Below are 21288 nucleotides of genomic sequence, written 5' to 3' on the forward strand. Positions count from 1 at the left end.
GTTCACTCGATGTGCAACGTCCATCCCGGCGAAAGGTCCACCGTTGACGCGTAACGGCCGCGCCCCATCGGTCAAGGATGTCGCTGCCGCTGCGGGGGTCTCGCTCGGCACGGTGTCCAACGTGCTCAACCGGCCGTCGGTGGTCAGCACGACCACCCGGGAGCGGGTCGAACGGGCGATGGCGGAGCTGGGGTTCGTGCGCAACGAATCGGCTCGGCAGTTGCGGGCCGGCACGAGCCGGGCCTTGGCGTACGTCATGCTCGACGGCGGCAACCCCTTCTTCCATGACGTGGCGGAGGGCATCGAGACCGCGGCCGACGACGCTGACCTCTCGCTGTTCGTCTGCAACAGCAGCAGCCGCTCCGACCGTGAGGCCAAGCACCTGGACCGGCTCGTGCAGCAGCGCGTCCAGGGCATCCTGATCACCCCGGTCGACCCGGACGCGCCGCACCTCGCGGAGATCGCGCAGCGCGGTACCCCGTTCGTCATGGTGGACCGCCTCAGCCGGGCCGGTGATCACTGCTCGGTCTCCGTGGACGACGTGCTCGGGGGCCGGATCGCCGTCGAGCATCTGATCGATCGCGGTCATCAGCGGGTGGCGTTCGTCGGTGGGCCGGCCGGCATCGGGCAGGTGCGGGAACGGTTGCAGGGTGCGCGCGAGGTGTGGGCGGAGTTCGGCCTGCCCGCCGACGATCTGATCAACCTGTCGACCGAGGCGATGACGGTCAATGAGGGCCGTTCCGCCGGGGAACGGCTGGCCGGCCTCCCCAGCCGCCGCCGGCCGACGGCCGCGTTCTGCGCCAACGACCTGCTCGCCCTCGGGCTGCTCCAGCACGCCGTCACCGCCGGCCTGCGGGTCCCGGAGGACCTGGCCATCGTCGGGTTCGACGACATCGACTTCGCGGCCGCCGCCGCGGTGCCGCTCACCTCGGTGCGGCAACCGCGCCAGGAGCTGGGCCGCACGGCCGCCCGGCTGGTGCTGGACGAGGCCACCAATCCGGATCACGTGCATGAGCAGGCGACCTTCGTGCCGGCGCTGGTCGCCCGCGCCTCCACCGGCACAGCCCGCCGCAAGTAGCCCGGTCGCCCGGCCGGAGGCGGTGGTGAGCCGGGCGGTGGGCGGGACCATAGGATGGCCGGATGTTTGTCCTGGTTCCGGGTGCTGGCGGCAGTGGCTGGGCGTGGCATCTGGTGGCCGGTCTGCTGCGGGCGGCCGGGCACGAGGCGGTCGCCGTCGACCTGCCCGCTGCGGATGAGGGTGCGGGTCTGAGCGCGTACGCCCAGGTGATCGTCGAAGCCGGCGCCGGAGCGGAGGAGGTCGTCCTGGTGGCGCACTCGTTCGGTGGGCTCAGCGCGCCGCTAGCTGTCGGCAGGGTGCCGGTTCGCGAGTTGGTACTGGTCAACGCCATGATCCCGGCGCCGGGGGAGAGCGGTGGGGACTGGTGGGCGGCTACCGGGAGTTCGGCGGCGCGGCGGGCCAATGATCGGGCTCTGGGGCGGGATCCGGACGGTGACTTCGACCTGGATCACTACTTCTTCCATGATGTGCCGGCGGCGTTGGCGGAGCAGGCGATGGCGTACGAGCAGGATGAGGCCGACATCGCGTTCGCCGAGCCGTGGCCGCTGCCGGCCTGGCCGGACGTGCCGACGCGGGTGGTGGCGGGCGCCGACGACCGGCTCTTTCCGGTCGCTTTTCAGGAGCGGGTGGCGCGGGAACGGCTCGGCCTGCCCACGGAGGTCGTCCCGGGCGGGCACATGGTCGCGTTGAGTCACCCGGCCGAACTGACCGGAGTGCTCCTGCGAGGGCGAGAGCAAGAGCGAGAGCGAGGCCGGGGGCAAGAACGAGGGCGAGAGCAAGAGCGAGAGCGAGGCCGGGGGCAAGAACGAGGGCGAGAGCAAGGGCAAGGGCGATGATGCGACTGCATGTCGGCTGTGCGATGTGGAGCCTGAAGTCGTGGCAGGGCCGGTTCCTGCCGCATCCGGCGACCCCGGCCGAGCGGCTGCGCGCCTACGCGGGGTGGTGCGACGCGGTCGAGGGGAACACCACCTTCTATGCCGTTCCGGCGCGCGAGACGGTGGAGACGTGGGCCCGGGAGACACCGGCGGACTTCCGGTTCGTCGCGAAGGTGCCGAAGGTGGTCACGCACGAGCGCCGGCTCACCGATGCGGACGAGCCGCTGGCGGCCTTTTTCGATGCCTTGGAGCCGCTCGGTTCCCGTACTCATGCGCTCTGGATCCAATTGCCCGGGTCGTTCGGACCGCCAGATCTGCCCGTGCTCGCGCGTTTTCTGCGGCGCATACCGGAGGGGCATCGCTGGGCCGTCGAGGTGCGTCACCCGGAGTTCTTCGCCGAGCCGCAACGGCTGGAGGAGCTGTTGACGTCGTTCGATGCGGAATGGATCCCGTTCGACACCGCCGCGTTCTTCGCCGACCCGCCGACCAGCGACGCGGAGCGCGACGCCTGGATGAAGAAACCGCGCATGCCGCGACGCGCGCGGGCGCTCACGGAACGGCCCGTCGTGCGATATCTGGGGCGGGACGCCATTTCCCGTACGGTCGAAGGCTGGCAGCCCTGGGTCGAAACAATCGCCGATTGGCTGCGTGAGGGTCGCACCCCGACGTTCTTCGTGCACACGCCGGACAATGCGGATGCGCCGGAGTTGTGCCGCCGGTTCCACGCCGAGGTGCGTGCCCTCGTGCCGGAGCTGGCGCCGCTGCCCGAGCCGGCGCCGTTGCCGGAGCCGGCCGAGCCGCTGACCCTGTTCTGATCATGGGGGTGGGCGGTTCGATAGGTTGCGCGCCATGCGTGAACGGTCGCTCGGCGCGCGCCTGATCCTCTGGGCGCAGTGGTTCCTGCTGGTCGCCTGCCTGGTCGGCAGTCTCGGTGTGCTGGTGATGGCCGCCGTCCGCGCCGGTGACCCGGCTGCGCTGGTCGATCCGGGGCTGGAACGGCTCGGCGACCCGAAGGACTCGCTGCCCGACTCGCCGCTGGTCTTGCTGCTCGTACCGGGAATGTTCGTCGGGTACTTCGTCTTCGCGTCCGGCTTCGTGGCTGTCCTTTTCGGTCTGGGCGCCCTGATGCACACCTGGAATCTCGGTGACCGGGCGACGGCCCGGCGGCTGATCTTCAGCACCGGCGCGTGGGTGCTGCTGACCGCTGCCGCGCTGACCCCGTTCGGTGATCAGCTGCACCGCTGGCTTCTCGATTGACGCGCTGAGGCCCGGCAGGGTCTCTGCCGGGCCTTCGAGCTGGATCGGGTACGGGCTACGCGTGCGGGCAGGTGGCGCGGTACTCCTGGATCGTGGAGCCGGTCGGCGCCGGGCAGAGGAACTGGTCGTAGCGGGTGTCGTTGTCGATGAAGCGCTTGAGCCACGACAGGGCGTACTTCGCGACGGTGACGTTGCCGCCCTCGGTCGGCGCCGAGTGGGAGGCGTTGTTGACCTCGAGGTACGCCTTGTCCGGCGCGCTCGACATGCTGGTGTAGAACGGCTCGGAGTGCGACGTGACCGGCGCGACGGTGTCGTTCTCCGCCCCGATGATCATGGTGGGGACGCGTACCGTGCCCCACGACTTGGTGCCGTGCCACGGCGTCATCGGCACGGCGGCCTGCAGCGCCGGGCGGGTCCTGGCCGCGGCGAGGCTGCCGCCGCCGCCCATCGAGTGACCCATCACGCCGAGGCGGGCGGCGTCGATGCGGGTGCGCACGGTGCTCTGCCCGGTCAGGTAGTCGAGGGCCGCGAGCAGCTGCGTGCCCCGGCTGTCGGGCTGGTCGAGGGTGCTCAGCGTGTTGATGGTGATCACGACGAAGCCCTGCGAGGCGAGGCGGGGGCCCAGCCAGGCGACGCTCGACTGGGTGGCGGTGAAGCCGGGGGAGATGGCGACCGCGCCGAACGTACCGGCCGTGGTGGAGGTCGGGTAGTAGATGGTGCCGCCGCCGAAGCGGCTGGTCCGGGCCACCGTGGTCTGTGCGATGGCGAACGAGCCGCGGGACGCCTCGATGCTGGCGTTGGTGGGCGCGGGCCCGCGCTCGTACGGGTTGGCGGCCGCGGCCGGTGCCGGGGCGACCAGGATGGCGGCGGCCACGGCGAGCGAGGCGAACAGTTTCTTCATGCGAGTACTCCCCAGGGGATGTGGGAACGTTCACATACAGGGATGTGAATAAGATCGCGCCGGATCACTACCCGCGGGTAATCCCACTGGGTACATGCCGCCGCGATATGTAACACGCCGGAAATTCCGTTGCCGCGCGCGTGAACTGGGCGAACGATGATCGACATGACGTTCTGAGCAGCCCTCCCGCCTGTGCCAACTCCCCTCACGGAAGATGAACGTCTCGTGTCCGTCACCGTTTTCGCCGGCGCGTCCAGTTGGATCGAGTCCGACGCGGTCGCGCAGTGCCACCAGGTCGCCGCCCTCGACGGCATGATCCACGTGGCCGGCATGCCCGACCTGCACCCCGGCAAGGGCGCCCCGATCGGCGCCGCCATGCTGTCCCGCGTCCTCTACCCCCTCCTCGTCGGCTCCGACATCGGCTGCGGCATCGCGGTCTTCGGGTTCCGGCTCAAGAAGGTCGTCCCGGAACGGCTCGCTCCCCGCTTCCCCGACCTCGACGAGCCCGTCCCCGCGGACCGGCTGGCCGAGCTTCTCGGGTCAACGGCCGAGCTGCCGGGCGGATACGCCGACTCGCTCGGCACCGTCGGCCGGGGCAACCACTTCGTCGAACTGGCGCGCGTCGAGGAGGTCCTCGCCGACACGCCGCTCGCACCCGGCGACCACGTGCTGATCGTGCACAGTGGCTCCCGCGGGCACGGCGAACGCATCCTGCGGGCACACACCGAGGCCTGCGGCGCTGGTCCGGCTGCCGACGCCGGCGCCTACCTGGCGGCGCACGACGACGCCGTACGCTGGGGAAGTCTCAACCGCCGCACCCTGGCCGCCCGGGTCGCCGAGGCGCTCGGCGCCGAGATCACCGAGCCGCTCGTCGACGTCTGTCACAATGCGGTCGAGGTCCGGGACGGCCTCTACCTGCACCGCAAGGGCGCCGCACCCGGCGACGGCCGTGACGTGCTGATCGCCGGCACCCGCGGTACCCGGTCCTACCTGGTCAGCGGCCACGCCGGCGCCGACGCCGGCTATTCGGTGGCGCACGGTGCCGGCCGCAAGATGTCCCGGGCCGACGCCCTGCGGCGCGGCAAGGCCAAACACACGGTCGCGGAGCTGCGGCGTACGGCTGTCGGCTCCCTCGTCGTCTGCGGTGACCGGCAGTTGCTGTTCGAGGAGGCGCCGACCGCGTACAAGCGGATCGAGCAGGTGATCGGCGACCTGGTCTCGTTCGGGCTGGCCACGCCGGTCCTCACGACCATTCCGGTGATCACCTACAAGACGGCTGACCAGGGCGGGCGGCCGGGTCGGCGGCGGTAGGGGCCGGCTTCTCGCGCGGCCGGCTTTTCGCACGGCTGGCTTTCGCGCGGCCGGCCGGTTTCACGCGGCCGGTGCTCTGCCGGCTTTGATGGCTTCGGTCAGGCGGGTCAGGGCGTACTCGAAGGCGGCCTCGACGTCGCCGCCCAGGTTGAAGGCGCCGGCGAGTTCCATGCTGATGAAACCGTTCGCCCAGGCGGTCACCAGGCGGGCGGCTTCGAGGGTGTCGTCGGGGCCGGCGAGGGCGGCGATGGACGCGAGGACCGGCGCGATCGCGGCCGCCAGCAGCTCGACGTCGACGGTGACCGTTTCCGGTCCCCAGCCGAGGATCAGCCGGTAGCCGGCCGGATGCGCGTGGGCGAACGCGCGGAACGCCCGGGCCAGTTCGCCGAGCGTCTGCGGTGCGGTTCGCAGGTGTTCGCCGAGGTCCGCGACGGTGGCTGTCGCGACGAGCCTTACGAGCTCGTCGCGGTTGCGCACCCGTTTGTAGAGCGAGGGCGCCCGCACGCCCACCCGGTCGGCGACGGACTGCATGGTGAGGCGTGCCAGCCCGTCAGCCTCGAGGATCTCCCGGGCCGCGGCGACGATCGCGTCCCTGGAGGTGCGTTCAGGTGTCGGCATCGAAAAACCTTCCCGGAGCGATAGCTATTGACCATAGCCATCATAGCTAGGTAGCTTAGCCATCATGAAGCTGGGACCGCATCTGCGTCGCATCGGCAACGACATCGTCGCCGCCTACCTGATCGTCACCGACGACGGCGTGACAGTCATCGACGCCGGCCTGCCCGGGCACTGGCCCGAACTGATAAGTGAACTCGCCGAGGTCGGCCGCTCGGTCGCCGACGTACGCGGCGTCGTTCTGACACACGGCGACAGCGACCACATCGGGTTCGCCGAGCGGTTGCGGCGCGACCACGGCGTACCCGTCCACGTGCATGCCGCCGACGCGGCGCGGGCCCGTGGCGAGACCAAGACAAAACCCAGCTGGGGCAAGGTCCGGGTGGGCGCGATCGGGCGCTTCCTGTGGTACGCGAGCAGCAAGGGCGGCCTGCGGACCACCTACCTCACGGAAGTTCACGAGATGACGGACGGTCAGGTGCTGGACCTGCCGGGGTCACCCCGCGTAATCGGCCTGCCTGGACACTCGCCGGGAAGCGTCGCGATCCACGTGCCGGTCGCGGACGCGGTGTTCGTCGGCGACGCGCTCACCACGCGCCACGTGCTGACCGGCGAGCACGGCCCGCAGCCGGCGCCGTTCACCGACGACCCCGCGCAGGCCGCGACCTCGCTCGAACGGCTGGCGGAGCTGGACGTCACGTGGGTGCTGCCCGGTCACGGCGCACCGTGGGACGGCGGCACGGCGGCGATCGTGCGCCGGATCAGCGAGCGGGCGTCGTAACGCTTGGTCCTCCGTGTCCCGCCCGCGGCGGATGGCCGCTCTCACCGGCGCGGCCGGCCCCGTACTCCATCTCGTCGCCGATAGCGTGACGGGCATGGCCGCATTCCGGGACGCTCACCCGATCATCTACGTCGAAGACCTCGAAGCCGCTCTCGCGTTCTACCGGGATCAGCTCGGATTCGCCGAGACCTATCGGTTCGGTGAGTTCGTGTCGCTCGCGCTGGGCACGTCCGTCATCTCGGTGGTCCAGGTGACCGACGGGCAGACCGGTTCGCACGGGTTGCCGATCCGTCCGGGAGCCGGTCACCAGTTCGAGTTGTGCGTCTACACCGACGATGTGGACGCGGCGGTGGCCGAGTTCCGGGAGAGGGGCGTGCCCGTGCTGGTGGAGCCGGCGGACCAGCCGTGGGGCGAGCGCATGGCCTACGTCGCCGATCCGGACGGGCATCCCGTGATGATCTGCCGCTGAGTCGCTGAGTCGCTGAGTCGCTGCCGAGCTGGCGCGGGTGAGGCGGTGGGAGCGAAAGGCGGCGGCCCGAATCGGTGCCGCCGCCTCTCTGCGCGAGGGCGACGCCCCCGGGGGCAGGGGAGTGCCCTCTTGTTGATCAGGACGCTGCAGCGGGGTGCATCGGTTGCACGCGTGACAGGGATTTAACAATCATTCTCACCGTACGGCGCCGAACTGCTTGACGTGCCGCATCAACGGCGCGGACTCGGCGCGTTCCACGCCGTCCAGGGAGCCGATCCGCTCGGTCAGGTAGCGGTAGAAGCCGGCCATGTCCGGGCAGATCACGGTGGCCGTGACATTCGTCGGCCCGGTCGTGGCGGCCGCGAACACGACCTCCTCGTGGGTGGCCAGGGCGGCGCCGACCGCGGCGAGCCGGGACGGTGCCACCGAGAGCCAGAGGACGACCCGCCCGCGGAATCCGAGCGCACCCGGATCGGTTTCCACGTCGCTGAAGACGGTGCGGGTGCCGAGCAGGTCGCGCAGCCGGCGCCGTACCGTCGACTCGGGCCAGCCCGTCACCGCGGCGAGTTCGGTGTGCCCGGCCCGGCCGTCGTGGGCGAGCGCATCCAGCAGCGGCTGATCAGCATCGGTCAGCCGGGGAGAGCCGGGGAACCGCTCCGGTGCCAGGGCGGCGATCTGCTCCGGCGAGAGCGCCCGGTCCCTGGTGTCCGGGCCGGTGGCGCCGCCGGCGAACTGGTGGATCAGGCAGTGCGCGGTGACCGGACCCAGGCGCGGGGTGCGCGGCAGCCTCTCCAGGAGCAACGACTCCCAGTCGGCGCCGCCCGGCACCCGGACGCTGCACGTGATCTCCGTACCGCCGGAGGTGAGGTTCACCCAGCTCGTGTCCCGCCGCAGCGCCAGCGACCGGGCGACCGCGACCGCGGCGTCCGGCGTGGTCCGCAACCGGATCGTCCACGTCTGGTGCCCGAGAACGATCGGGTTCGGCAGCACCACGACCCGCAGCCCGGCCCGTTCGCGCAGCTTGCGGTACCGTCGCGCCACGGTCTGGTCGGAAACGCCGAGCACCGTGCCGATCTCCCGGTAACCGGCCCGCCCGTCGACCCGCAGCGCGTGGATGAGCTGGTGGTCGAGCGTGTCGAAATCCACCGGCAGAGCCTAATGGAAGTCGAGATCCGCCACCCCGGCCTTCGGCAGCGGCTTCAGCCGCCACGAATCGGGCAGAGTTCTTCGCATGCACAAATGGTCACCGCTCGTCGCCGTCTGTCTCGGCACGTTCCTCCTGCTCGTCGACGTCACCGTCGTCGTGGTCGCGCTGCCGGACATCTCCGTCAACCTCGGCGCCGGCTACGACGACCTGCAGTGGGTGCTCGACGGGTACGCGCTGGCGCTGGCCGCCCTGGTCCTCGGCGCCGGGTCCCTGGCCGACCGGTTCGGGCGCCGCCGCGCGTACCTCTGGGGTCTGGCCCTCTTCTCCGCCGCCAGCCTGGCCTGCGCGTTCGCGCCGGACGCCACCACCCTGATCGCGGCCCGGGTAATGCAGGGCATCGGTGGCGCCGCCATGTTCGCCACCACCGCGGCCCTGCTCAACGTCACCTACCAGGGCCGGGACCGGGGCGTCGCGTTCGGCGTCTGGGGCGCCGTCAACGGTGCCGCCGCGGCAGCCGGGCCGATCGCCGGCGGGCTGCTCACCGAACACCTCGGCTGGCACTGGATCTTCCTGATCAACCTGCCGGTCTGTGCCGCCGCGGCGTGGTTCACCGTCCGTGGCGTGGCCGAGTCGAAGGCGCCGCGTGCCGGCCGTTTCGACCTGCCCGGCACGCTGACCTTCACGCTCGCCGCCGCGGCACTCACGTACGGCCTGATCGAGGCCTCGGCCGCCGGCTGGACCTCCGCGGCCACCCTCGTCGCGTTCGCCGCCGGGCTCGCCGGCGCGATCGCCTTCATCGCCGTGGAACGCCGCTCCGACCACCCGATGCTCGACCTCACACTGTTCCGCCAGGCTCCGTTCACCGCACTGATCGTGGCGGCATTCCTCACCCAGGCGGCGGCTTTCGCGGTCATGCCGTACGCGACCGTCTGGCTCCAGCAGTTCCTCGGCAAAGGCCCAGTCGACGCCGGACTGCTCGGCGCGCTGCCGTTGAGTGTCGCGTCGCTGCTGGTCGGCGTGTTCGCGGGGCGGCATCTGCAACGCGTCCCGGCCCGCTGGACCGTCGGTGCCGGCATGCTCCTGATCGCCGCCGGCAACCTGCTGCAAACCCGGGTCGACCCCGGCAGCGGCGGTTCCGTGCTGATCCCAGGACTGATCCTTGTCGGGCTCGGCGTAGGCGTGGTGCTGCCGACCATGTCCTCGGCGGTGCTCGCCGAGGTGCCCCGCGAACGCAGCGGCATGGCCGGCGGGGCCCTCAACGCGTTCCGCCAGCTCGGATTCGCCTTCGGTGTCGCGGTGCTCGGCACCACCGTGCAGGGGCAGGCCGCCTACACCGACGGCCTGGACGCCGCCCTGTTCATCGCGGCCGGCCTGGCGCTGGCCGGCGGCCTGATCGTGCTCGCCCTCGCGAAACACCGCGAGCCGGCCGTCACCGACCCAGTGCGCGCCTGACGATCGCCTGGATCTCCGCCATCGGCACCGGCGTGGTCGCCAGGGTCTTGTGCATGACCAGGCCCTCTATCAACGCGTCCACCCCGCGCGCGGTCACCGGGTCGACGAAGCGTTCCAGCACCGACCGGCTGGTCCGCATCCACGTCTCGGTGACCGCGCGCAACGCCGGATCCCGCAGCGCCGCCAGGTAGAGCTCGTAGGCGACCGCCCAGTCCGCCGCACTCGCGCCCGCGTCACCGTGGATCAGCCCGGTCAGCGCGTCCAGCAACTGCTCATCCGTCGCCACCCCGTCGAAGTGCGCGGCGTAGATGGCCGACATCCGCTCGGCGTGCCGGGTGAAAGCCTGCACGCGCAGATCGTCGAGGCCGGTGAAATGGTAGGTCAGCGACCCCAGCGGGACATCGGCCTCGGCAGCGATGAGGCGGTGCGTGGTGCCGGCCACCCCGTGCTCGGCGATCACCCGGATGGCGGCGTCGACGATGCGGTCCTTGCGGTCGGGGTCATGCCGGCGGACGCGCCGCTCCCTCGGCCGCGCCCCTTGCTTGCGGCGCGGCGTGTCCTGCGCAGCTTGCTTGCCGCGCGGCGTGTCCGGTGTCGCTTGCTTGCCGTGCGGTGCGTCCTGCGTTCCTTGCTTGCCGTGTGGCGTGTCCGGTGTCGCTTGCTTGCCACGTGGGGTGTCGTGCGTTGCCTGCTCACCGCGTGGGGCACCCGGTGTCGCTTGCTTGCCACGTGGGGTGTCGTGCGTTGCCTGCTCACCGCGTGGGGCACCCGGTGTCGCTTGCTTGCCGCGCGGCGTGTCTCGGGGCGTCTGGCCGGCCTGACGCACGACGCCGTCGGCGCGCGCCGGGCTCACAGGTCGCGGATGACGCGCGCCGGCGAACCGACCGCGACCACGTTCGCCGGCAGATCGCGGACGACCACCGAACCCGCACCCACCACCGTGTTCTCGCCGATCGTGACGCCCGGGCAGACGATCACGCCGCCGCCGAGCCACACGTTGTCACCGATCACGATCGGCTGGGCCGACTCCCACTTGTCGCGGCGCGGCCCCGGCTCGAGCGGATGGGTAGCCGTCAGCAACTGCACGTTCGGCCCGATCTGCACGTCGTCGCCGACGGTCACCTTCGCGACATCGAGGATGACCAGCCCGAAGTTGGCGAACGACCGGGCCCCGATCGTCGTCTGATACCCGTAGTCGCAGTGCAACGGCGGCCGGATCTCGCTGCCCTCACCGAAGCCGCCGAGCAGCTCACCCAGCAACTCCCGCCGCCGCGCATGGTCCGTCGGATCGATCGTGTTGATCTCGTGGCTGAGCCGCTGCGCCCGCGCCAGATCCCGGGCGATCTCCGGATCGTCGGCAATGTACAGCTCACCGGCGAGCATCCGCGCACGCATGCTCTTCTCGCTGACCGTCATATGTACAAATGTACGCTGCCCGGGCAACGCATGCGCCCCCACTCGCGTGCGTCTTCTCTTGCATGCGCCCTGTCGCGCATGCGCCCTGTCGCGTATGGGTCCTGTCGCGCATGCGCCCTGTCGCGTATGGGTCCTGTCGCGCATGCGCCCTGTCGCGCATGCGCCCTGTCGCGCATGCGCCCTGTCGCGCATGCGCCCTCTCTCACATGCGCTCTCTCGCATGTGGGCCTGCGCCATCGGCCGAACCAAGATCGCCGTCCGGCCGATGGCGCAGGTGCCGCAGAAACGCCTCGAGGATCACGAACTCGGTTCGGATCCGCCCGCTCACCAACCCCGCGTCCCCCGGTTGCGGCCCAGTGGCGCCCGGCGTGCCGTCCCTGGCGAGAAGTTGATCTGCTAGCGGTGCGAAATCGCTGTGATCATGGGGTTGGAACCGCGATTTCGCATCGCTAGCAGATCAACACCGCGGTGTGGGCGCGACGCAGCCGATCGCGGCGACTTGTTGAAGGGCCTCAATGGAGTCGAGGGCAGCCAGCGTCACGCGCACTCGTCTGCCTCGCCTGCCGCCGCGTCGACATCTGTGCGCCGTGCTCCCAACCCTTCTACCAGCGCAAACCGGCAGAGGAGTTCGCTCCGGCTGCTTGCCGAGTCCATAGGGGTCACACCTGCGCCGCCGGCTGCCGCTGGCGCAAGGCCCGCCGGGGGTCCTGCGGACGTGGCGCGGGGGGGGGTTATGCGGAAGGGGCGCGGAGGTTCTGAGGGAGGGTCGCGGGGTTGTGCCGGGGTCTGCGGGAGGGGCGCGCGGGGCCTGTGGGCATGGTGCGGGGGTCGTGCAGGAGGGCGCGGGGGTCGTGTGGAGGTGGCGCGGGGGTTCGCGCCGGAGGGGCGCGGGGGGTCGTGCGGGGGCGCCGCCGGGGGATCGGGGTCAAGCCTTGACCCGCCGAGTGAGGCCCGCGTAATGTGTCCGTAACTCTGAAACGTTTCACACCGAGACGGCCGCCGCCTGGTGGTGCCGCGGGTGGAGCCGTCGCAGGGCCACGGACCAGAGCACGAAACCGCCCCGGCCTGAAGGACTGAAGGACCGTCATGACCAACCCCGCAGTCGCCGCGCTCATCGCCCGATCGAACCGCCTCGGTGCGGACCCCCGCACGACCAACTACGCCGGTGGCAACACGTCGGCGAAGGGCACCGACACCGACCCGGTGACCGGTCAGGACGTCGACCTGCTCTGGGTGAAGGGGTCCGGCGGTGACCTGGGCACCCTGACCGAGAACGGACTCGCCGTCCTGCGCCTCGACCGGCTCAAGGCGTTGCCGAGCGTCTATCCCGGCCTGGAGCGCGAGGACGAGATGGTCGCCGCGTTCGACTACTGCCTGCACGGGCGGGGCGGCGCTGCGCCGAGCATCGACACCGCCATGCACGGGCTCGTCGACGTCGCGCACGTCGACCACCTGCACCCGGACGCCGGCATCGCGATCGCGACGGCCGCCGACGGTCCCGCGCTCACCAAGGAGATTTTCGGCGACCGGGTGCTGTGGGTGGACTGGCGCCGCCCCGGTTTCCAGCTCGGACTGGACATCGCCGCCGTGCAGAAGGCGAACCCGCAGGCGATCGGCGTGATCCTCGGCGGTCACGGCATCACGGCGTGGGGTGCGACGAGTGACGCGTGCGAGGCCAACTCGCAGGAGATCATCGCCAAGGCCGCGGCCTATCTGGCGGAGCACGGCCGCAGCGCGCCCTTCGGTGCGACGATTCATCAGCCGCTGCCCGAGGCGGTACGCCGGGAGCGCGCCGCCGCCCTCTTCCCGGTGATCCGCGGTCTCGCCTCGACGGATCGGCCGCAGGTCGGCCACTACACCGACAGCGACGTGGTGCTCGACTTCGTGGGCAGCGAACGGCTCGCCGAACTGGCCGCGCTCGGTACGTCCTGCCCGGACCACTTCCTGCGTACCAAAGTGAAGCCCCTGGTCGTGGACACCGCGCCGGACGCACCGGTCGAGGAGGTCGTGGCCCGGCTCAAGGAGCTGCACGAGGCGTACCGCGCGGCCTACCGCGCCTACTACGACCGGCACGCCACGCCGGAGAGCCCGGCGATCCGCGGCGCCGACCCGGCGATCGTGCTGGTGCCCGGTGTCGGCATGTTCTCGTTCGGCGCGAACAAGCAGACCGCCCGGGTGGCCGGCGAGTTCTACGTGAACGCGATAAACGTGATGCGCGGTGCGGAGGCCGTCTCCCGGTACGCCCCGATCGACGAGTCGGAGAAGTTCCGCATCGAGTACTGGTCGCTGGAGGAGGCGAAGCTTCAGCGCCTGCCGAAGCCGAAGCCGCTCGCCACCCGGGTCGCGTTCGTGACCGGTGGCGGTTCCGGCATCGGCCGGGCGATCGCCCTGCGCCTCGCCGGGGAGGGTGCGGTCGTGGTCGTCGCCGACCGGGACGCGGCCGCCGCCGAGAGCGTGGCCCGCGAGATCGGCGGCACCGATGCGGCGGTGAGCGTGACCGCCGACGTCACCGACGCGGCAGCCGTCGAAGCGGCCCTGGACCAGGCGGTCCTCGCGTTCGGCGGGGTCGACCTGGTGGTCAACAACGCCGGTCTGTCGATCTCCAAGCCGCTGCTGGAGACCACCGAGCAGGACTGGGACATCCAGCACGACGTGATGGCGAAGGGTTCGTTCCTGGTCGCGAAGGCCGCCGCGAAGGTGCTCATCGCGCAGGGCATCGGCGGCGACATTGTCTACATCTCCAGCAAGAACTCGCTGTTCGCCGGCCCGAACAACGTCGCCTACGGCGCCGCGAAGGCCGACCAGGCGCATCAGGTCCGGCTGCTGGCGGCCGAGCTGGGCGCGCACGGCATCAAGGTCAACGGCATCAACCCGGACGGCGTGGTACGGGGTTCCGGCATCTTCGCCGGCGGCTGGGGCGCGCAGCGGGCCGCGGTCTACGGCGTGCCGGAGGAGAAGCTGGGCGAGTTCTACGCGCAGCGCACCCTGCTGAAGCGCGAGGTCCTGCCGGAGCACGTGGCGAACGCCGTCTTCGTCCTCACCGCGGGCGACCTGTCGCACACCACCGGCCTGCACATCCCGGTCGACGCCGGCGTCGCCGCCGCGTTCCTGCGATGAGCAAGGCCTTTGCCGCGGTCGACCTCGGCGCGTCCAGCGGGCGCGTCGTGGTCGGCCGGCTCGGCGACGGACGACTCGACCTGGACGTGGTGCACCGGTTCCCGAACGAGCCGGTCCGGGTCGGCGGGACCCTGCACTGGGACATCCTGGCGCTGTACCGCGGCGTGGTGGAGGGCCTGCGCAAGGCCGGCCCGGTGAGCAGCATCGGCATCGACTCGTGGGCGGTCGATTACGGACTGGTGGACGCGACCGGGGCGCTGCTCGGCAACCCGGTGCACTACCGGGACGCGCGCACCGACGGGGTCGCGGCCCGGATCGGCGACCTCTACGAGGTCAACGGGCTGCAGACGCTGCCGTTCAACACGGTGTACCAGCTGGTGGCGGCGCGTGACACCCCGCAGTACGCGGCCGCCCGGCACCTGCTGCTCGTGCCGGACCTGCTGGCCTACTGGCTGACCGGGGAGATCGGCGCGGAGTACACGAACGCGTCGACGACGGGGCTGCTCGACGTGCGTACCCGTGCCTGGTCCGCGCCCTTGATCTCCGAGTTGGGCCTGCGCGCGGACGTGCTGCCGCCGATCCGCCACCCCGGCGAGGTGATCGGGCACCACGCGGGGACGCCGGTCGTCGCGGTCGGCTCGCACGACACCGCGTCGGCCGTCGTCGGGGTGCCGGCGGAGGGCACCGATTTCGCGTACATCTCCTGCGGGACCTGGTCGCTCGTCGGCCTGGAACTGGACGGGCCGGTGCTCGGCGACGCGTCGAGGCGGGCCAACTTCACCAACGAGGGTGGAGTCGACGGGACCATCCGGTACCTGCGCAACGTCATGGGGCTGTGGCCGTTGCAGGAGTGCCTGCGGGAGTGGGGTGCACCGGACCTGGCGCAGCTGCTGCGGGCCGCCGCCGCGGAACCGGGCCTGGCCCACGTCGTCGACCTGGACGACCCGCTGTTCCTGGCACCGGGCGACATGGCGGGCCGGCTGCGCAAGGCGGCCGGTCTGCCCGCCGACGCCGGTCCGCCCGCGGTGACCCGGTGCATCCTGGACAGTCTGGCGCTGGCGCAGCGGCGTGCGGTACGGCAGGCCGCGGAACTGTCCGGACGCGAGATCACCAAGGTGCACCTGGTCGGCGGCGGCGCGCTCAACGAGTTGCTCTGCCAGCTCACCGCGGACGCCTGCGGGCTGCCGGTGCTGGCCGGGCCGGTGGAGGCCACCGCGATCGGCAACCTGCTCGTGCAGGCCCGCGCGGCCGGGGTCCTAGGTGGTGGCCTGGATGCGATGCGCGCGCTGGTGCGCGAGACTCAACGGATCGTGCGTTACGAGCCGCGCGGCGACGACGCCCTTTGGCGGGCGGCAGCCGCGCGAGCAGGGAGGTGACAGGTGCGGATCGCGCTTTTCGCCACGTGCCTGGCCGACACCCTCTTCCCGGAGGCGGCCAAGGCGACGGTGCTGCTGCTGGAGCGGCTCGGTCATGAGGTGGTGTTCCCGTCCGACCAGACGTGCTGCGGGCAGATGCACGTCAACACCGGCTATCAGAAGGACGCGTTGCCGCTGGTCAAGCGGTACGTCACGGTGATGGCCCCCTACGACGTGATCGTGGCGCCGTCCGGCTCGTGTGTCGGGTCGATCCGCCATCAGCACGCGATGGTCGCGGCGAAGTACGGTGACGCGAGCCTCGCCGCCCGCGCCGAGGACGCCGCCGCCCGGACCTATGAATTGTCGGAATTGCTGATCGACGTGTTGAAGGTCGAGGACGTCGGCGCGTTCTACCCGCACCGGGTCACCTACCACCCGACGTGTCACAGCCTGCGGATGACCCGGGTCGGCGACAAGCCGTTGCGGCTGCTCCGGCAGGTGCGCGGCCTCGACCTGGTGGAGCTGCCGGCGGCCGAGCAGTGCTGCGGGTTCGGTGGCACGTTCGCGCTCAAGAACGCCGAGACCTCCACGGCCATGCTCGCCGACAAGATGACGAACGTCGTCGCCACCGGGGCGGACGTCTGCACGGCCGGGGACGCCTCCTGCCTGATGCACATCGGTGGTGGCCTGTCCCGGCTGCGCACCGGCGTGCGTACCGTCCACCTGGCCGAGATCCTCGCCTCGACGGAGTCCTAGATGACCACCTTTCTCGGCATGCCGGCGACCGCTCCCCGCGGCGTCGGGAACCTGCGCGGCGAGCAGACCTTCCCGGCGGCCGCGCACGACGCCCTGGCCGACTCGCAGCTGCGCCGCAACCTGCGGCACGCCACCACCACGATCCGCGGCAAGTCCGGCAAGGTGATCGCGGAGCTGCCGGACTGGCAGCCCCTGCGCGACGCCGGGTCGGCGATCAAGACCGATGTCCTGGCCCGCCTCCCGGAGCTGCTGGAACAGCTCGAGGAACGGGTGACGGCGGCGGGCGGTGTGGTGCACTGGGCGGCCGACGCCAACGAGGCGAACGCGATCGTCACCCGGCTGGTCCGGGAGACCGGCTCCGACCGGGTCATCAAGGTCAAGTCGATGGCGACCCAGGAGATCGGCCTCAACGAGGCCCTGGAGGAGGCCGGGATCGCGGCGGTCGAGACCGACCTCGCCGAACTGATCGTGCAGCTGGGCCACGACAAGCCCAGCCACATCCTGGTGCCGGCCATCCACCGCAACCGGGCCGAGATCCGGGAGATCTTCCTGCGCGAGATGCCCGGCGTCGACCCGGCGCTGACCGACGACCCGCCGGTGCTGGCCGCGGCGGCCCGGCGGTACCTGCGGGAGACGTTTCTGTCGACGACGGTGGCGATCAGCGGGGCCAACTTCGCGATCGCCGACACGGGCACCCTCGCGGTCGTCGAGTCCGAGGGCAACGGCCGGATGTGCCTGACCCTGCCCGACACCCTGATCACCGTGATGGGCATCGAGAAGGTGCTGCCGACCTGGCAGGACCTGGAGGTGTTCCTGCAACTGCTGCCGCGGGCGTCGACGGGGGAGCGGATGAACCCGTACACGACGATGTGGACCGGTGTGACGCCCGGCGACGGCCCGCAGAACTTCCACCTGGTGCTGCTCGACAACGGCCGCAGCGCGGTGCTGTCGGACCCGGCCGGGCGGTCGGCGCTGCACTGCATCAGGTGCTCGGCGTGCCTCAACGTGTGCCCGGTCTACGAGCGCGCGGGCGGGCACGCGTACGGCTCGGTCTATCCCGGCCCGATCGGCGCGGTGCTCTCGCCGCAGCTCACCGGCATCGCCGACAACGCGTCCCTGCCCTACGCGTCGTCCCTCTGCGGCGCCTGCTTCGACGCCTGCCCGGTGAAGATCGACATCCCGTCGCTGCTGGTGCACCTGCGCAACGAGGCACCACACCCGCGGGGCGAGCGCGCGGCGATGGCGGCGGCGGCGCGGATCATGGACAGACCCAGGGTGTACGCGGCCGCGCAGCGCGCCGCCAAACTCGCCCGGATCGCCGGGCGCCGTGGCCGGGGACTGCCGCCACCGCTGTCCGGGTGGACCGCCGGCCGGGATCTGCCCGAGTTCCCCGAGCAGACCTTCCGGGATTGGTGGGCGTCACGATGAGTTCCAAGGACCTGATCCTGGGCCGGGTGCGGGCCGCCCTGCGTGACGCGCCGGTCGCGCCCCCGGTGCCCCGGGAGTACCGCCCGGCCGGGCGACCGGCCTCGCTGGACGTGCTCGTCGACCGGCTTCTGGACTACAAGGCCGAAGTGCACCGGGTCCGCCAGGACGAGATCGCGACGACCGTGGCGGGCCTGGTGGACGGGGCGGTGATCGTACCCCCGGGTCTGCCGCGAGCTTGGCGCCCGGCCGCCGCCGTGCCCGACGACGGCCTCGCCCCGGACCGGATCGCCGCGGCTGCCGCCGTGCTCACCGCCGCGGCCGTGGCCGTTGCCGAGACCGGCACCATCGTCCTGGACGCCGCCCCCGACCAGGGCCGGCGCATCATCACCCTGCTCCCCGATGTGCACTTCTGCGTGCTGCGCCCCGCGCAGGTGGTGGCCGCCGTGCCGGACGCGGTGGCCCGGCTCGACCCGCGGCGGCCGCTCACCTGGATCAGCGGTCCCTCCGCGACGAGTGACATCGAACTGAACCGGGTCGAGGGCGTGCACGGCCCCCGCCACCTGCACGTGCTGCTGCTCGACGAGTGACGACGGTCGCCGCGCGGGCCGTTCCCCGATGACCGGTCCGGGTCCGGTCGAGCGCCGCCGCGGCATAGGGTGATCTTCATGAAGATGCTGGCGGGACGGTTGCACCTGGCGGAACGGTCGCTCCGGATGGAGAGCGTCGACGTGCCGGAGCCGGGGCCGGACGAAGTGCTGGTCAAAGTGGCCGCGGCGGGCGTGTGTCTCTCCGATGTGCACCTCATCGAGGGTGGCCTGACGCCGCGGCTGCTCGACGGGGATGTGGTCACGCTCGGACACGAGACGGCCGGGGCCGTGGACCGGCTGGGTCCGCGGGTGGAGGGCTGGCAGCCGGGGGACCGGGTGCTGTTGCAGGCCGGGCAGCGTGACCGGCGCGGGACCGTCTACACGCGCGGGGTCGACTACGACGGCGGCTGGGCGGAGTACGCCGTGGCCCGCGCCGACACGCTCGTCGCGATCCCGGACGACCTGCCGTTCGAGCAGGCCTGCATCATCCCGGACGCGGTGTCCACGCCGTGGGCCGCGATCACCGCCACCGCGCAGGTCCGGGCCGGTGACGCGGTGGCGGTCTGGGGCGCCGGCGGGCTCGGGGCGCACGCGGTGCAACTGCTGCGGCTGATCGGGGCGGCCCCGGTGATCGCGGTGGACCCGCTGGCACCGGCCCGGGAACGGGCACTGGCACTGGGCGCCGACATCGCGCTGGACCCGTCCGAGGCGGCGACGATCCGGGACCTCACCGGCGGCGGGCTGGCCGTCGCGTTCGACTTCGCCGGGGTGCCGGCGGTCCGCGAGCAGGCGCTGACCGTGCTCGGCCGGGGCGGGAAGCTGATCCTGGCCGGGATCGCCGGCCAGCCCGTGACGATCAGTTCGGACAGCTTCTTCAACTATCTGAAGCTCAGCATCCACGGGCACTACGGCTCGGACGCCGAGCACGTGGCGGAACTGGTCCGGCTGGCCGGGCAGAAGCGCCTCGACCTGGCCGCCTCGGTGAGCGACGTGCTGCCGCTTGCCGAGGCGCCGGCCGCGGTGGAACGGTTGCAGCGCAAGGAGGGCAACCCGATCCGCCTGATCCTGCGTCCGTGACGCCGCGAAATTCTTTTCCCGCGGCGGTCCTTTTCCGGCGGACCCGTTCGTAGTGAGGTCGAAGCCGTCACAGATGGGAGTTCGACCATGAAGTACATGCTGCTGATCCACGCCGGTGCCGTCGACGAGCAGGGCGGGGCCGCCGGGTGCGAGCCGGCGGACTGGATGGCGTACGACAAGCAGGTCCAGGAGGCCGGCATCCTGGTCGCCGGCGAGTCGCTGGCCGACCTGGTCACCGCCACGACCGTGCGGGTCGCGGCGGACGGCACGCGGACCGTGACCGACGGGCCGTTCGCCGAGACCCGGGAGGTGCTGGGCGGGTTCTACGTGATCGACGTGCCCGACCTCGACGCGGCCCTGGACTGGGCGGCCCGCTGCCCGGGCGCCCGGGACGGTTCCGTGGTGGTCCGCCCGGTCGCCGATTTCGGGGCGTGATCCCCGGGCAAGCCGTGGAGGCCGTGTTCCGCGAGGAGCACGGCCGCCTCCTCGCGGCACTCGTGCGCCGCTTCGGCGACCTCGACCTGGCCGAGGAGGTCACGTCGGAGGCGATCGAGACGGCCCTGTCCCGCTGGCCCGTGGATGGCGTGCCACCGAACCCGGGTGCGTGGCTGATGACCACCGCGCGGCGCAAGGCCGTGGACCGGCTGCGCCGCGACGCGGCCCTCGCCGCCCGGCTCGCGGTCCTCCAGGTGGAGGCGGACCGGGCCGGTCCGGCGCCGGCCACCGACGAGTTCCCGGACGACCGGCTCCAGCTCTTCTTCACCTGCGCGCACCCGGCCCTGGCCGCCGAGGACCGGATCGCGCTCACCCTGCGCTGCCTGGGCGGACTCAGCACCCCCGAGGTCGCGCGGGCCTTCCTGGTGCCGACACAGACGATGGCGAAACGGATCACCCGCGCCAAGCACCGGATCCGTGCGGCGCGCATCCCGTTCCGCGTGCCCGGCCCCGACGAGCTACCGCATCGGCTCCCGGTGGTCCTCCAGGCGATCTACTCGATCTTCACGGAGGGGTATGCCGCCAAACGCACCGACCTCACCGGGGAGGCCATCAGGCTGGCCCGCATCCTGCGCCGGCTGATGCCCGCCGACCGCGAGGTGGCCGGGTTGCTGGCGCTGATGCTGCTCACCCACGCCCGGCGCTGGCCCGCACCGGACGCGGCCGGCGACGGTGCTGGGCCGGCGGGCGCGGCGGACGGGGGTGCGGCGCTGGTGGGTGCGGCGGAGGAGGGCGCGGCGCTGGTGGTCGTGGCGCTGACCGGCGGGGCGGCCGGGTTCTACGGTGTGCAGGCCGCGATCGCCGCGCTGCACGCCGAGGCGCCGGACCCGGAGAGCGCCGACTGGCCGCAGATCGTGGCGCTCTACGACGTGCTGCTGAGCATCGCCCCGTCGCCGGTGATCGCGGTGAACCGGGCGGCGGCGGTCGCCATGCGCGATGGCCCGGAGGCCGGGCTCGCCCTGCTCGACGCGCTGGCGGGGGAGCCTCTGCTGCGCGGCTATGGCCCGTACACCTCCGCTCGTGCCGACCTGCTCAGCCGCCTCGGCCGTCGCGGCGAAGCCGAGGAGGCCTACCGCGCGGCGCTGCGCCAAGCCGGCACCGACGCGGAGCGCGCGTTCCTCCGCGACCGGATCGACCGGATCGACGGGATCGACCGGCTCTGACCCGGTTT

At 71.8% G+C, this 21288-nt stretch carries 21 protein-coding genes; 16 read left to right on the forward strand and 5 right to left on the reverse strand.

Annotation, left to right across the window (positions count from 1 at the left end; all coding sequences use genetic code 11):
• Nucleotides 1–43: 43 nt before the first annotated feature.
• From LPA41_RS26220 to LPA41_RS26235, 4 genes are all read left to right on the forward strand, one after another.
• Nucleotides 44–1078 carry a LacI family DNA-binding transcriptional regulator gene (locus tag LPA41_RS26220; protein ID WP_229073445.1) on the forward strand — a complete coding sequence of 345 codons (1035 nt, stop codon included), beginning with the start codon at nucleotides 44–46 and terminating at the stop codon, nucleotides 1076–1078.
• 62 nt (nucleotides 1079–1140) lie between these two features.
• On the forward strand, nucleotides 1141–1914 hold the full coding sequence (locus LPA41_RS26225; RefSeq protein WP_229073446.1) for an alpha/beta fold hydrolase: 774 nt from the start codon (nucleotides 1141–1143) through the stop codon (nucleotides 1912–1914).
• Nucleotides 1915–1937: 23 nt separating this feature from the next.
• A complete protein-coding gene (locus LPA41_RS26230; RefSeq protein WP_229073532.1) occupies nucleotides 1938–2768 on the forward strand; it encodes a DUF72 domain-containing protein in 831 nt (276 codons plus the stop codon).
• A 34-nt stretch (nucleotides 2769–2802) separates the two neighbouring features.
• On the forward strand, nucleotides 2803–3210 hold the full coding sequence (locus LPA41_RS26235; protein ID WP_229073447.1) for a hypothetical protein: 408 nt from the start codon (nucleotides 2803–2805) through the stop codon (nucleotides 3208–3210).
• Nucleotides 3211–3265: 55 nt separating this feature from the next.
• On the opposite strand, the gene LPA41_RS26240 is transcribed toward LPA41_RS26235, so the two are convergent.
• Complete coding sequence (locus tag LPA41_RS26240; RefSeq protein WP_229073448.1) at nucleotides 3266–4111, reverse strand: dienelactone hydrolase family protein; 846 nt, start codon at nucleotides 4109–4111, stop codon at nucleotides 3266–3268.
• A gap of 225 nt (nucleotides 4112–4336) precedes the next feature.
• On the opposite strand from LPA41_RS26240, the gene LPA41_RS26245 reads away from it, so the two are divergent.
• Complete coding sequence (locus LPA41_RS26245) at nucleotides 4337–5422, forward strand: RNA ligase RtcB family protein (RefSeq protein ID WP_229073449.1); 1086 nt, start codon at nucleotides 4337–4339, stop codon at nucleotides 5420–5422.
• Between the two features lie 60 nt (nucleotides 5423–5482).
• On the opposite strand, the gene LPA41_RS26250 is transcribed toward LPA41_RS26245, so the two are convergent.
• A complete protein-coding gene (locus tag LPA41_RS26250) occupies nucleotides 5483–6040 on the reverse strand; it encodes a TetR/AcrR family transcriptional regulator (protein WP_229073450.1) in 558 nt (185 codons plus the stop codon).
• 64 nt (nucleotides 6041–6104) lie between these two features.
• Between LPA41_RS26250 and LPA41_RS26255 the strand changes: the two genes are divergently transcribed.
• Both LPA41_RS26255 and LPA41_RS26260 read left to right on the forward strand, forming a co-directional pair.
• On the forward strand, nucleotides 6105–6818 hold the full coding sequence (locus tag LPA41_RS26255) for an MBL fold metallo-hydrolase (protein WP_229073451.1): 714 nt from the start codon (nucleotides 6105–6107) through the stop codon (nucleotides 6816–6818).
• Nucleotides 6819–6912: 94 nt separating this feature from the next.
• A complete protein-coding gene (locus tag LPA41_RS26260) occupies nucleotides 6913–7287 on the forward strand; it encodes a glyoxalase/bleomycin resistance/extradiol dioxygenase family protein (protein ID WP_229073453.1) in 375 nt (124 codons plus the stop codon).
• Between the two features lie 195 nt (nucleotides 7288–7482).
• Here LPA41_RS26260 and LPA41_RS26265 read toward each other — a convergent pair whose 3' ends face one another.
• Nucleotides 7483–8433, reverse strand: coding sequence for an Lrp/AsnC family transcriptional regulator (locus tag LPA41_RS26265; RefSeq protein ID WP_229073455.1), 951 nt, complete (start codon nucleotides 8431–8433; stop codon nucleotides 7483–7485).
• 85 nt (nucleotides 8434–8518) lie between these two features.
• On the opposite strand from LPA41_RS26265, the gene LPA41_RS26270 reads away from it, so the two are divergent.
• Entirely contained in the window at nucleotides 8519–9886 is a 1368-nt protein-coding gene (locus LPA41_RS26270) for an MFS transporter (RefSeq protein WP_229073457.1), read from the forward strand.
• Here LPA41_RS26270 and LPA41_RS43060 read toward each other — a convergent pair.
• Together LPA41_RS43060 and LPA41_RS26280 are read right to left on the reverse strand one after the other, a co-directional pair.
• Nucleotides 9864–10739 carry a TetR/AcrR family transcriptional regulator gene (locus LPA41_RS43060; protein ID WP_229073459.1) on the reverse strand — a complete coding sequence of 292 codons (876 nt, stop codon included), beginning with the start codon at nucleotides 10737–10739 and terminating at the stop codon, nucleotides 9864–9866. The genes LPA41_RS26270 and LPA41_RS43060 overlap by 23 nt on opposite strands.
• On the reverse strand, nucleotides 10736–11302 hold the full coding sequence (locus LPA41_RS26280) for a sugar O-acetyltransferase (RefSeq protein ID WP_229073461.1): 567 nt from the start codon (nucleotides 11300–11302) through the stop codon (nucleotides 10736–10738). Before LPA41_RS26280 ends, LPA41_RS43060 begins: the two co-directional genes overlap by 4 nt.
• 1086 nt (nucleotides 11303–12388) lie before the next feature.
• Between LPA41_RS26280 and LPA41_RS26285 the strand changes: the two genes are divergently transcribed.
• The 8 genes from LPA41_RS26285 (at nucleotide 12389) to LPA41_RS26320 (ending at nucleotide 21280) form a co-directional block, all read left to right on the forward strand.
• Nucleotides 12389–14419 (forward strand): bifunctional aldolase/short-chain dehydrogenase, encoded by a 2031-nt coding sequence (locus LPA41_RS26285; RefSeq protein WP_229073463.1) that lies wholly within the window; start codon nucleotides 12389–12391, stop codon nucleotides 14417–14419.
• Nucleotides 14416–15795, forward strand: coding sequence for a rhamnulokinase family protein (locus LPA41_RS26290; RefSeq protein ID WP_229073465.1), 1380 nt, complete (start codon nucleotides 14416–14418; stop codon nucleotides 15793–15795). The genes LPA41_RS26285 and LPA41_RS26290 overlap by 4 nt, the downstream gene beginning before the upstream one ends.
• Nucleotides 15796–15798: 3 nt before the next feature.
• A complete protein-coding gene (locus LPA41_RS26295; RefSeq protein ID WP_229073467.1) occupies nucleotides 15799–16530 on the forward strand; it encodes a (Fe-S)-binding protein in 732 nt (243 codons plus the stop codon).
• On the forward strand, nucleotides 16531–17958 hold the full coding sequence (locus tag LPA41_RS26300; protein ID WP_229073468.1) for a LutB/LldF family L-lactate oxidation iron-sulfur protein: 1428 nt from the start codon (nucleotides 16531–16533) through the stop codon (nucleotides 17956–17958). It begins immediately after the preceding gene.
• Nucleotides 17955–18545 carry an LUD domain-containing protein gene (locus tag LPA41_RS26305; RefSeq protein WP_229073470.1) on the forward strand — a complete coding sequence of 197 codons (591 nt, stop codon included), beginning with the start codon at nucleotides 17955–17957 and terminating at the stop codon, nucleotides 18543–18545. The genes LPA41_RS26300 and LPA41_RS26305 overlap by 4 nt, the downstream gene beginning before the upstream one ends.
• Before the next feature lie 78 nt (nucleotides 18546–18623).
• Nucleotides 18624–19622, forward strand: coding sequence for a zinc-binding dehydrogenase (locus LPA41_RS26310; RefSeq protein WP_229073472.1), 999 nt, complete (start codon nucleotides 18624–18626; stop codon nucleotides 19620–19622).
• A gap of 87 nt (nucleotides 19623–19709) precedes the next feature.
• Complete coding sequence (locus LPA41_RS26315) at nucleotides 19710–20057, forward strand: YciI family protein (RefSeq protein ID WP_229073474.1); 348 nt, start codon at nucleotides 19710–19712, stop codon at nucleotides 20055–20057.
• Nucleotides 20054–21280 carry an RNA polymerase sigma factor gene (locus LPA41_RS26320; RefSeq protein ID WP_229073476.1) on the forward strand — a complete coding sequence of 409 codons (1227 nt, stop codon included), beginning with the start codon at nucleotides 20054–20056 and terminating at the stop codon, nucleotides 21278–21280. Before LPA41_RS26315 ends, LPA41_RS26320 begins: the two co-directional genes overlap by 4 nt.
• Nucleotides 21281–21288: the final 8 nt, after the last annotated feature.

The organism is Actinoplanes sp. DH11 (genome assembly GCF_020873875.1).
GTDB lineage: Bacteria > Actinomycetota > Actinomycetes > Mycobacteriales > Micromonosporaceae > Actinoplanes.